The following is a 12,358-nucleotide window of genomic DNA, read 5'->3' as shown; positions in this document are numbered from 1 at the left end:
TTGCGATGCATTTAATCGCCTTACTCCAATTCAATTTCTTTGGGATTCGTGTTATGCTTGCCGTACAGATACTCAATGCGCGCAACCGCCGTATTCAGATCCACAAGCGCCTGCTGCTGTGCAAGTTCATAATCCAGCAGTTTACGCTGGAGCCGCAACAGCTCATCAAAATCCGTTGCCGAAGTCGCATACTGTTCAGTCAAAATATCAATGGTCTGCTGGGTACGCTGAATCTGAATATCCTTATAGAGATTCAAGCGACGCTGCCCATCATTATAATTGCGCAATGCTTTGCTGAGCTGCGTCAACAGTCGATTTTCGGTTGCCTGCTGACGATCCTGCACTGAGCGCAGTTGAATCTGCGCCTGCTTCTCCTTCGCTCGGTACTTCTTTCGATATAAGGGAATCTGGATACCCATCCGAGCAAGAATCGCATCCTGACCGTTATCGGTAAGTGCCATATCTCGTTCACCGGTTATCATATAGTCGATACCAACCCCAAACTTCGGCATGCCTTCTTTCTGAGCGGCTTTAATTGAACTCCGCGCCGACGAAGCTTCGAAATCGATTTTTGACAACTGTGGATTTTGTCGCATTGCCACATGCTCCAATTCGTTCTTCGACATCTTCAGGACCTTCTTTTGCAAACTGTCCGGAGTTACCACCTTTGAATCGGACTGACGATTGAGCAGTTCATTAAATTCCTGCAGGGCAACCTGTCGATTGTCTTTTTGCAACTCCAATCGCGACTTCAGATCCTCTTTTTCGATTTGCACCCGCAACACATCAGCCTGCCCAACCTGGTTGGTCTCATATTCCTGCATCGCGAGCGATTCAAAAATATCCAGGAGCTCAATATTCTCCTCCAGTATTCGGATAACCTGCTCAATCTTATAAAGGTTGTACCAGCTTTTCTGCACCTCATAGAACAGCTTATTTCGCACGTCCTGGAATGCTTCAAATTTAGCCTTTGCTTGCTGTGTTGCCGCATTGCCACGAGCATCCAGCGTACCAAACCACGGAAACATTTGCGTGATTCCAAATCGAGCCTGCTGAGGCCCAATCCGGGTCTCAATAGGATTGATAAAATACCCGAATGACAGTTCAGGATCGGGCAGCGTGCTAACCTGCGGCGATTGTTGCAATGCCGACAAATATTGGCGGTATTCTGCCTTAAGTCCCGGATTGTTTTGAGCAGCCTGTTGCATATACTGCTCAATTTGAACGCTGCTGGTATCTGCTTGCTGAGCCATCCCAAACAAAGGGATAATCATCATTACTAAAAGTACAATCATTTCTCTCAATCCCTGACACGTCGCCAAAGCTATAAAGCGTCGGCGACCTTCGAAGGGGTACTTTCTTGCTTTATCTCGTTCCGATGCTCTGCGTCGGAACGGTTTCTTATTTATTTCAGTCATCGAAAATTTCATGGGTCTGAATTTCTTATTAATTAACATGTTAAACCTCACTTCTTTCTGGCTTATGCTGGAGCTTATACTCTTGCCACATGGCATAGAGCACCGGCACCACAAACAGCGTAATAATTTGCAGGAACATGCCCCCGACACTGGGAATCGCCATCGGCACCATGATATCCGCGCCTCGTCCGGTGGAGGTAAGTACGGGAATCAGTGCCAATATGGTTGTAGCTGTGGTCATCATTGTGGGACGAATCCGTCGGCCGGCGGCCTCTTCCACGGCAGATTTTATCTCCTGCAATGTGCCGGGATTATCGCGATCAAACACCTGATCCAGATAGGTAGCCATGACCACACCTCCCTCAGCGGCAATTCCAAAGAGGGCGATAAAACCAACCCACACGGCAATACTCAGGTTTACGGTACCCATCTGAAACAATTCACGCATATTAGTTCCAAACATGTTGAAATCCATAAACCAGCCCTGACCGTACAGCCACACGAGAATAAATCCACCAGCCCAAGCCACAAAAATACTGCTGAAGATCATCATGGAGGTTGGCACCGACTTAAATTGAAAGTAGATGATCAGGAAAATTAGCAGCAGGGCAATCGGCAGGATAATAGCCAGCCGCTCTGATGCCCGCACTTGATTTTCGTAGTTACCGGCAAACTCGTAACTGATCCCCGGCGGTACGGTTAGTTTCCCGGCGTTGATCTGGTCATTCAGATAACTTTGCGCATTTTCAACGGCATCGACCTCCGCCACCGAGTCAATGCTGTCAAAAATTACATAGCCCACTAAAAAAGTATCTTCACTTTTGATTACCTGCGGACCTTGCCGGTAGCGTATTTCTGCCAGCTGTCCCAGCGGCACCTGCGATCCCATACCCGTAGGTACCAGCATGCGCCTGATCTTCTCCGGATCATCGCGCTGCTCTCTGGCATAGCGAACCCGCACGGGATATCGTTCTCGTCCCTCTACGGTATTCGTTAGCTGAATGCCTCCCAAGGCCACCTCCAGGTAATGCTGAACATCCTGCATCGATAAACCATAACGGGCTATCTTTTCCCTATTGACATCAATTTCCAGATAGGGCTTGCCGACAATTCTATCCGCAAAAACCGACGACGGCTTGATGCCCGGAACCTCCTTAAGCTGCTCCTCCAAACGTAGTCCAAAGTCTTCGATGGTCTGCAGATCCGGACCCTTCACCTTGATGCCCATCGGTGCCCGCATTCCCGACTGCAACATAATCTGCCGCGTTTGTATTGGCTGCAGTTTAGGCGCCGAAGTTGTACCTGGAATATCAGCGGCTTTTACAATTTCATCCCAAATATCATCGGGTGACTCAATATGATCACGCCACTGCCGGTAATACTGTCCGTCGGAATCGGGAATAAGTTCTCCATTCTCATTTCGGACAAAAGCTCCTTCAGAATCTGTACGAAATCGAATGCGATGCCCATTCTCGTTGGTTTTATACTCCGTTTTATAGGTAATAATATTTTCAAACATAGAGATGGGAGCCGGGTCCAAGGCTGATTCGGTGCGCCCCATCTTGCCTACGACTGTTTCCACCTCGGGAATAGAAGAAACGCGCATATCCAACTTCTGCATCACATCTTTGGCCTCCTCAATGCCGGCATGGGGCATCGTTGTCGGCATCAACAGATAGGAACCTTCGTCCAATGGCGGCATAAACTCTTCGCCCAGCCCCGGGAAAGTAGACTCGGCCGCCTGCCATGCTGACGTTTCTTGAATATTGAGACCAACGGTGTTGAAACCACTGGCTACAAAACCGAATACGCCCGAAAATCCCAGCCAAATAACCATTGACAACACGATCAGCGACGTTGGAATCGATAGAAACAGCTTTTTATTCGTTAAACACCAATCCAGAATGGGCCGATAATAATAGATTACCAGCCAGAAGCTCCCCATGATGACGGTAAGCAACAGTGCCACTGTGATAAAGTTGCCGGCAAATGAAACGGCGGGTCCCAACGGCAGCCATTCGCTCGTTAGCAGCCAAGCAACCCCTACTACAATCAAACTCATATTCAAGGTAGGCAACCACTTTTGATATCGATCATCCCGAACAAACAGGGCCGCCCCGTTGATCAATCCAAAACCAATAAGAACAACCCCTGCCCAAGTCATCACATTCACAACAACAAACAGTCCGCCGATTGCCAACAGTGCGTTCCAGGCTATTTTAAACGGACGTCTTTTAATTTTGATAGAGAAAAACCAGTGAGCGAATGGTGGAATAAGCGTAATCACTATAATGATCGCTGCCACCAGAGCAAAAGTTTTAGTAAAGGCCAGCGGACGGAAAAGCTTGCCCTCAGCCGCCACCATTGTAAAAACGGGGAGAAAACTGACGATCGTCATGGTGATCGCGGTTATAATAGCATGTGCAACCTCGCTTGTTGCCCGATATATAACCTCCAGCAGCGACTCTTCCGGGTCGGCCCGATCCATATGCTGCAGCATATTCTCCGAAAGCACAATCCCCATATCCACAATGGTACCAATGGCTATGGCAATTCCTGACAGGGATACGATATTGGCATCCACTCCGGCCAATTTCATAGCTATAAAGGTCATCAGTACAGCCACGGGAAGCATTCCCGAAATAAGAATCGACGTACGCAGGTTGAGCACCATCACCACAATCACAATAATGGTGATCAATACCTCCAGCGAAAGTGCCTCCTCGAGGGTACCGAGTGTTTCCTGAATAAGCGTACTGCGATCATAAAAAGGGACAATGGAAACTTTTGATTCCGTGCCGTCATCCAGCGTTTTGGAGGGAAGTCCCGGCTCAATTTCCTTGATTTTGGCTTTCACATTTTCGATCACCTGCATGGGATTGGCACCTTCGCGAGCGGTAACGACGGCTCCCACCACTTCGGCTCCGCCCTTGTCCAGCGCTCCGCGACGCAGTGAAGGTCCACGACTGACATTCGCAATTTCGCTGATGCGTACGGGCGTATTGTCAACCACTTTAACCACGGCCTGCTCGAGGTCTTCTATATTTTCGATATATCCGAGTCCCCGAACCAAGTACTCTACGTTATTCATCTCGATCGTTCGCGCTCCGACTTCGGCGTTGCTTTCTTTTACTGCCTTGAATACCTCCGACATGGAAACGCCATACTCCTGCATCTTTTCAGGATCCACATCTACCTGATATTCACTGACATATCCACCAATGGGAGCAACTTCTGCAACGCCTTCAACGGCTGACAAACCATATCCGACATAAAAATCCTGGATACTCCGTAACTCTTGAAGATCCCATCCACCCGTGGCGTTGCCCTCACTATCTCGTCCTTCTAAGGTGTACCAGAAAATCTGGCCCAACCCGGTGGCATCGGGTCCCAGCGACGGTTGTACTCCCTGCGGAAGCGTCCCCGACGGCAATGAATTCAATTTTTCAAGGATGCGCGAGCGGCTCCAGTAGAAATCGACATCTTCTTCAAAAATGACATAGATACTGGAGGTGCCCATCATTGAGCTGCTCCGGACGGTTTTAACACCGGGTACGGTCAAAAGCTGAGTTGTAAGTGGATAGGTTATCTGATCTTCTACATCCTGTGGCGACCGTCCCGGCCAGGAGGTATAAACAATTTGCTGATTCTGTCCCAGGTTCGGAATGGCATCTACGGCTACAGGATCTTGCGGAAGCCAATCGATATCCCAGCCGAAAGGCGCGGTGGCCAAACCCCAGGCAGTAAAGCCGAGCAGCAGGAGAACGGCTATAAGCTTATTTTCGAGAAAAAAACGTATGATTTTATCGAGCATTGAAGTACTACTGAATTAGCGTTGTAATAATGTGTAACCCGCAATACGAAATGCGTTTCTTTTAAATCGATCATGATGCGTATTGCGTGATGCGTAAAGAATGGCCTAAAGGAATTCAGGCTTAACAAGAAGTGTGGGCACTCGCTAATTCAGAAAAACGCTATTCAGTAAAAAGATGGGAGGAGCATATTGTTGTTGGACAGATTGATCCCTAAAAATTTCAGGGTCATCGTCGTCGGACAAGGGAATATTGAACTCACCTGTTAAATCTGCAGCAAGAACAATTTTTGTATGCTGTAAGACCGCTGGGATATCAGATTGTTCGCTGTTCACAACCTGCTCACAAAAGGAGAGTACCATACAATCATCATTTTCTGTCTCTGAGTGATTGGCCATCTCAGTTTGATCACAACAATCATGCATAGTATTCGCATGATTATTAATATCACAATGCAGGTTCATTGCCGCAGCTCCGGCAGGCAACACTATGTTACCTAAAAACAGGAGCAGTGTAAATACTGCTGCAAAACGATATGTCTTTTTAAGTGTTGTCAACTGATAATTGTATATTTAAAACTGAATTAATATAGGAATTTTTTTATCAATCGTTCAATACGCTAAAAACTCTTTATTTTCAGTATTCAAGTAAAATAACCTTTTTAGAGTTTCGGAAATTCCTTTTACTTAGTTGAGTTATCGGTACTTCACTCTAGAAATATTCTCTATGCGTATAGTTTCACTACTGCCCAGCACTACCGAAATCGTTGAGGCTCTCGGCAAAAAGGATAAGCTCGTTGGCCGATCCCATGAATGTAATTATCCCGATGATATTACTACACTCCCGGCCTGTACCGAGCCGAAGTTTAAGCCGGACGGAAGCAGCTATGAGATCGATCAACGAGTAAAGGCATTATTGCAAGAGGGACTTTCAGTTTACCGGGTGAATGAAGAAAAGTTAGCGGAATTAAAGCCGGATATTATTCTTACCCAAGATCACTGTGAAGTTTGCGCTGCTTCGCTTGATGATGTAAAACAAGCCGTTCGCCAAACGCTCGGTGAGCACGTAAAAATTGTCTCGGTTTCTCCCACGGATTTATCAAGCTGGGTACAATCCATCCGTACTATCGCTGATGCTATTGATGCAAATGAAGCAGCTGAGGAACTTACCGGACGCATGAAATCGGAACTGCAGGAGATCCAGCAAAAAACGATTGAGCTTACTCCGCCCAAGGTGCTTTCTATCGAGTGGATGGATCCGCTGATGACGGCCGGAAACTGGATTCCGGAGCTCGTTCACAAGTTGCAGGTGGTATTCCCGTGGGCGCTGAGACAGGCAATCATTCTCCGCAAATTTCCTTCGATACCGTTCAACGACTCGATCCCGATATTATCACCATTATTCCCTGTGGTTACTCCATCGATCAATCCCTTTCAGAAATTTCAACGCTTACCTCTCGAGATGGTTGGAATCAACTCCGTGCAGTACAAAACAAGCAGGTATATATTGCCGATGGCGATCACTATTTCAACCGGCCGGGACCTCGTCTTGTAGATTCGGCTCGTATCTTGGCTGAGATTATCCATCCATCGCTATTTCGAAAAGAAGAACATCCCGAGTGGATTAACCTTGCTAACCATCAATTTCAACAAATGGTTTCCGCATTACCATGAAGAAAAAAGTAGCTATTATTGGAGCAACCTCGGGCATTGGCCGGGCGCTGGCGGTTGAAATGCACAATCGTGGATATACTGTTGGAGCCACGGGGCGCCGCCTTGAACGGCTGGAAGAACTTCGCAATCAGCTAAAAACAAATACCTACATTCAGTATATGGATGTCACTGATCTTGATGATGCTATTTCCCAACTCGATCAGCTTAAAAAAGATATGGGCGGACTGGATATCATCGTGCTGAATTCCGGGGTTTCGAATTATCAGCAAGAATCAGTGGGACGTGAGCCCGATCTTCACGTAATTGATGTGAACGTGCGGGGATTTGCCAATCTTGGCAGTTATGCTTTTAACCTGTTTGAAGAACAGGGACACGGACATATTGTTGGAATTTCATCGGTAGCCGGTCTTTTCGGATGGGGTTTAAATATTCCATATAACGCTTCAAAGTCATTTGTAAATACTTACCTGCAGGGATACCGCCAAAAGGCCAACCATTCTGATGCCGATATTGCAGTATCCACCATCATGCCCGGCTTTGTAGAATCCGAGATGACCGAGGGTAAAAAGGATCTGTTTTGGGTACAACCAACAAAAAAAGCAGCAAAACAAATTGCAGAAGCCATCGAAAAACAAAAGAACGAAGCCTATATTACTAAGCGCTGGCGCCTTGTGGGGTGGTTTGTAAAACTGATACCGAACTGGGCCTGGAACCGAATGTAGATAAATATCAAGGCTTGTTTGTATTTTCGTTTACAAACTGAATGATTTCACCATCGGGGTCTACCTCTAAGGTAAGCTGCATCTTTCCCTTTTGACCGTTTGCATTCTTAAATTCAGGGTTCCCAACCTCAATATTTCCAATACCGTAAACAGTCATTACAGAGTCTTGATTATCCTTCTCCAATACATAGGTATACGCATCGTTGGGTTTACTGTTAAGATGTTTAAGGTTAAGAGTCTCAACTTTTCCATCCGAAAGATAATACTGCTCTGAAAGCTCTAAACCCATTGTCAATAAATCACCTCGAATCTGATCAGCTGTACGGCTTTTATCTGCACTTTCCCAAGTATTTTGAAAAATATAGGCTTTCACAGCAGTGCCCGGCACAGCATATAATAGCACCAAAGCGACCAGCACTGTGCCCACATACCAGCCAAGGCCCTTATTTAGGACATCAGAAGGTTCAGGCTTCTTTTCATTATTGATTTCGGTAAATATCCACATTGAAGGACCGATAATAAAAAACAGAATTATACCGCCAAGCGCCCACCAACGCGCATTCCAATAGTTCCCCATATCGATATTCCCATCACTAAATTCGTTGATGGCTCGCATCGTATCTACTCCGGACGCTCTATCCCATGGCATTAGACTAATATTTTCGGGTAACACATCTAAAAATGCCATGCTTACCGCAATTAAAATTGTAACCGAGGCCGCAACAGCCCACGGCAGCCAACTGTAAGTATCAGATTGTTTAGTTTGTTCGCTCATAATGCACCCCATTTGTTGTTAAAATACCCTTTGTTTGATATTGTCCCCTCGCTCCCGAAAAGTTTTGATAATCGGCATTTTTACCATCAATATAGCTTGATTCGGTAATGAGAACGATACTGTCCTGATTGGCTTTGGCAAGGTAAATCGTCAGCATCTTATTGTCTTTAATGCCTTCATGTGCAAATAGGCTGTCTTTGGTAATAAGGGAATCATATTTCTGCACAAAAAGGCTCCCAATGGCTGAATCGTCAACTCTGTCCTCTGAATGATAGGCCCGCAAGGTTTTAAGCATCGGTTTTTTTACATAGAGCTCAGCAACTTTTGAATCAATGGTATATCGAATTTCCGAAAGCGTATCGGCCTGTCGCTGCGTACTCACATAACTTATTGCAGCAGAAACCGCTGACCCAATAATAAGCAACGATAGTGTCCAACCCATCATCTTCCGTTTGGTACCTGATGTAATTTTCGGCAGCATTACCACCATTAAGACAATTAAATAAACAAAAACTGCAATACTGCTCGCTATTACTGACGGCCATATGCTGCCCGTTTGAGAGGGTATAAAGAAAGCCACTCCCGTTACCACAATCCCTGTCCCAACCCACAGAATTATTTTTTTCATCTCTTCACCACATCTTATTATTATTTTATTCTCTCTTCCTTTAATAATTACTAACCAACATAGAATTATAAATTTTGTCAAATTTAAGTGCGGGTATACTGCTCTTCAATCGTAAACCCAGTTTAGAAGTATTGTTGGCTCATCCGGGTGGACCATACTGGTGGGATAAGGATGAAGGAGCATGGTCAATCCCCAAAGGAGAAGTGGAACAAGATGAAGATTTGCTCCATGCCGCCAAGCGCGAATTCGAAGAAGAGCTCGGTTTTATCCCGAAAGGAGAATTTATTGAACTGGATTCGGTAAAGCAGAAAGGTGGTAAAACCGTTTACTGCTGGGCAGTGGAATATCAGATCCCCGACGATTTTATCTTTGCACCCAATGAGTTCAAAATGGAGTGGCCGCCCAATTCCGGAAAAACGGAATTATTCCCCGAAATTGACCGGATAGAATACTTCGGTCCATTTGAAGCACGCAAGAAAATCAATCCGGCCCAACGAACATTTATCAGCCGCCTCATTGACTACTGCAGCCGAAACCAATAATTGGCTTACCACTTGAATAGCAAAAGGTTTTCAATTACTATTACATCCGCCCGCTGAATTTGCGGCCGGATGGATCAACAAAACTCTTTCGTACCCATCGGATGAGTTTTACAAAGACCTCCATTAATAAGCCCAAAGACGCAGCCCCATCCAATCCCAGTAGATAAAGAACAGGGTGAATCCTATTAAGGTTACTGAAATAATGGTGAAGTAAATTTTCATAGCAGGATGAATCTCCTTTTGCCAACTACGCAAGCTTGTCCACAGTGCACCAACAGAGCTTATCCCAAACAAATAGGTAGCTGCGGTAATTGCCATTGCAGCAAACGTTCGTTCTCCGATTGTTAACAGTTCAATCTGCGATGCCCCCAACACTAACAATCCAATGCTACACAGGGCGGCAAACGGCCACCAGAAAAGTGACTGATATGAAAATGGCGAATGCTTTGAGCTGTATTTGCGATAACCTTCAAACGGTATCCAGAACAAGCTGAACAACAATAAGGTTGCCAACATCCCCAGGCCACCGAAAAACGCCCCGCGATAGACAACCTTTTTCCAGCTTCCAGTTTTGACATAGAAAGTACCATCATGCTGCATTACCTGCCCGTACTCTTCCGTATTCATAAAAAAGGTTGAGGCCATTGTTTTGCCTTCCCTGCGAAATTTATTTTCCGAAACAGGTAACAGTGGCTTGGGAGACTCCATAAATCCTATGGATTGCAATGTGTCATCCAATACTTCAAGTGTTAATCCAGCTGATAATACATTCAGGGGCATAAAAAGTTGATTGCGTGGACTGCGATATTCGTAATAGCCCTCGTATTGCTCCAACTGTTCTTCGGATAGGTCAACGGTAGATTGTGGTTCCGGTTTTTTGACATTTTGCAGTAGAAATTTTGTGATCGCTTCTCTGATATCACCAAACCCATTAGAGCTATTCAACAACAGCACGTATCCCAAATCATATTCCGGGAAATACATATACTGCGACAGATAACCATCGATTCCGCCACCGTGATTCAGGTTGGGATAACCGGCCATTTCAGAGTTTGTAATTCCCAGTCCGTAGCCCTTGGTAAATCCATGTTTGGCAGCGAGCGTTGTCTCTGTTGTCTCCATCCTCTCAACTAAGCTATCCGCAATAAATTCCTGCCCATCAAGTGAACCATCATTTAGCAATAGCTGAACAAACTTTGCCATATCAGCGGGTGAGGAGTGCAACATGCCCGCCGGACGCAAATAGATATGCTGATACTCCACCGGCTCATATTCTCCTTTGTAACCCGTAACCAATGCTTCTTTTACAGAATCACTGTAAGCAAACGAAGACTTCTTCATATCCAGTGGGGTTAATATGCTCTTCCGCAGATAATCTTCGTACGACTGACCGGTTACTTTTTCAATGATATAACCCGCTATCGCATAGCCCGGATTGGAATATGAATACCGTGTACCCGGCCGCCAGCGTACTACTCTTGATTTCGGATTAATACGCAGCGCTTTTTCAAGCGATATATTGGGATCATGCTGAGTATTATAAAACTCGTTAAAGTGCATATCATCAAATCCCGAAGTGTGCTCAAGCAGATGCTTTACCCGTACCGGATCCGTTTCTTTCCACGGGTTTTTAATTTCAATATTGGGAACCAACTCCTGAACCTTGTCATTAAGGCTCAGTTTTCCTTCTTCCACAAGCTGCAAAATGCCCATAGCCACAAATGTTTTCGAGATAGACCCAACCCGAAACAGATGATCAGCAGTTACCGGCTTTTTATCCTCATAATCCGCATAGCCTACCCCGCCAGACCAGATAACAGAATCCTTATGCACCAACGCTATCCCCGCTCCCGGTATATTATTTTCCTGCAGTAATGAATCGACGGTCGCTTCCAGGGAATCAATATCTGCAACTATCGATTTATCCTGATTTTGTTGTGCAAAAACATCACCTGAATTGAGCCCAAGAATCAACAACGATAATGCTATCAAAAACCAACATTGTTTATTCATATCGTATCCTACTTTAATCTCCATCTTATTTCTTATTCAGCTATAATTACGTCTATCTAATATCATTGTTACAATAAGAAAGATGAATACAGAACGCTGATTGTCAATCTGAAGTTAATACAATAGCGATAATACAAAAGCTACCATAACACTATTAATTCTAACTAATCAAAATTTATTATGGATGGTAAAAAATTATTAATGCTTGTAGGAGATTTTGGAGAGGATTATGAAATTATGGTGCCTTTTCAGGCACTGCAGATGGTAGGCCATACGGTGCATGCTGTTTGTCCCGGCAAAAAGAAGGGAGACACTGTTAAAACGGCTATTCACGATTTTGAAGGAGATCAAACCTATACCGAAAAACCGGGACATAATTTTGCCCTCAATGCTACTTTCGATAAAGCTGATCCCGCTGACTACGACGGACTTGTTGTTGCCGGTGGACGTGCTCCCGAATACCTGCGTCGCGAAGATGGCGTATTGGATATGGTTCGTCACTTCTTTGAGGAGGACAAACCCGTTGCAGCTATTTGTCACGGACTCCAGATTTTATCCGCAGCCGATGTAATAACCGGCAAAACATTAACGGCCTATCCCGCGTGCGGACCAGAGATGGAAGCCGCCGGTGCCGATTACAAAGATGTGGAAGTAACCGAAGTCGTAGTCGATGGCAAATTGGTTACATCTCCAGCCTGGCCGGGACATCCCAAATGGCTGAGCGCTTTCCTTGATGTGCTGGGTACCAAAATCACTCATTAAATATATTCACAAT

At 45.4% G+C, this 12,358-nt stretch carries 10 protein-coding genes and 1 pseudogene; 5 read left to right on the top strand and 6 right to left on the bottom strand.

All coding sequences use genetic code 11. The features are described from left to right. Window positions 1–20 precede the first annotated feature (20 nt). The 3 genes from U5J89_RS09855 to U5J89_RS09845 form a co-directional block, all read right to left on the bottom strand. The gene (locus tag U5J89_RS09855; protein WP_322575455.1) at window positions 21–1,430 is read right to left on the bottom strand and encodes a TolC family protein; all 1,410 of its coding nucleotides are present in this window, start codon (window positions 1,428–1,430) and stop codon (window positions 21–23) included. Window positions 1,431–1,458: 28 nt separating this feature from the next. Further along, window positions 1,459–5,232 (bottom strand): efflux RND transporter permease subunit, encoded by a 3,774-nt coding sequence (locus tag U5J89_RS09850; RefSeq protein WP_322575454.1) that lies wholly within the window; start codon window positions 5,230–5,232, stop codon window positions 1,459–1,461. A 144-nt stretch (window positions 5,233–5,376) separates the two neighbouring features. Continuing rightward, complete coding sequence (locus tag U5J89_RS09845; protein ID WP_322575453.1) at window positions 5,377–5,787, bottom strand: hypothetical protein; 411 nt, start codon at window positions 5,785–5,787, stop codon at window positions 5,377–5,379. A 169-nt stretch (window positions 5,788–5,956) separates the two neighbouring features. Between U5J89_RS09845 and U5J89_RS09840 the strand changes: the two are divergent. The 3 genes and pseudogenes from U5J89_RS09840 to U5J89_RS09835 form a co-directional block, all read left to right on the top strand. Next, a pseudogene (locus U5J89_RS09840) lies at window positions 5,957–6,532 on the top strand (ABC transporter substrate-binding protein); the annotation flags it as partial. Next, on the top strand, window positions 6,478–6,903 hold the full coding sequence (locus tag U5J89_RS15985) for an ABC transporter substrate-binding protein (protein WP_416208516.1): 426 nt from the start codon (window positions 6,478–6,480) through the stop codon (window positions 6,901–6,903). The pseudogene U5J89_RS09840 and the gene U5J89_RS15985, both read left to right, overlap by 55 nt. Continuing rightward, window positions 6,900–7,625, top strand: coding sequence for an SDR family NAD(P)-dependent oxidoreductase (locus tag U5J89_RS09835; protein WP_322575451.1), 726 nt, complete (start codon window positions 6,900–6,902; stop codon window positions 7,623–7,625). Before U5J89_RS15985 ends, U5J89_RS09835 begins: the two co-directional genes overlap by 4 nt. Before the next feature lie 7 nt (window positions 7,626–7,632). On the opposite strand, the gene U5J89_RS09830 is transcribed toward U5J89_RS09835, so the two are convergent. Both U5J89_RS09830 and U5J89_RS09825 read right to left on the bottom strand, forming a co-directional pair. Beyond that, window positions 7,633–8,400 (bottom strand): hypothetical protein, encoded by a 768-nt coding sequence (locus tag U5J89_RS09830; protein ID WP_322575450.1) that lies wholly within the window; start codon window positions 8,398–8,400, stop codon window positions 7,633–7,635. Next, window positions 8,384–9,028, bottom strand: coding sequence for a hypothetical protein (locus U5J89_RS09825; RefSeq protein ID WP_322575449.1), 645 nt, complete (start codon window positions 9,026–9,028; stop codon window positions 8,384–8,386). Before U5J89_RS09825 ends, U5J89_RS09830 begins: the two co-directional genes overlap by 17 nt. 74 nt (window positions 9,029–9,102) lie before the next feature. Between U5J89_RS09825 and U5J89_RS09820 the strand changes: the two genes are divergently transcribed. Then, the gene (locus U5J89_RS09820; protein ID WP_322575448.1) at window positions 9,103–9,570 is read left to right on the top strand and encodes an NUDIX domain-containing protein; all 468 of its coding nucleotides are present in this window, start codon (window positions 9,103–9,105) and stop codon (window positions 9,568–9,570) included. 123 nt (window positions 9,571–9,693) lie between these two features. On the opposite strand, the gene U5J89_RS09815 is transcribed toward U5J89_RS09820, so the two are convergent. Continuing rightward, window positions 9,694–11,607 (bottom strand): serine hydrolase domain-containing protein, encoded by a 1,914-nt coding sequence (locus tag U5J89_RS09815; protein ID WP_322575447.1) that lies wholly within the window; start codon window positions 11,605–11,607, stop codon window positions 9,694–9,696. A 156-nt stretch (window positions 11,608–11,763) separates the two neighbouring features. Here U5J89_RS09815 and U5J89_RS09810 point away from each other — a divergent pair, with 156 nt between their 5' ends. Further along, window positions 11,764–12,345, top strand: a complete 582-nt coding sequence (locus tag U5J89_RS09810) for a DJ-1/PfpI family protein (RefSeq protein ID WP_322575446.1) — start codon at window positions 11,764–11,766, stop codon at window positions 12,343–12,345. The last annotated feature ends 13 nt before the right edge of the window (window positions 12,346–12,358 follow it).

This window comes from Fodinibius sp., from assembly GCF_034521915.1.
Classification (GTDB): Bacteria; Bacteroidota; Rhodothermia; order Balneolales; family Balneolaceae; genus Fodinibius.
The sequence above is the reverse complement of the archived record's forward strand: the minus strand, read 5'-3'. Positions and strand labels throughout refer to the sequence as shown.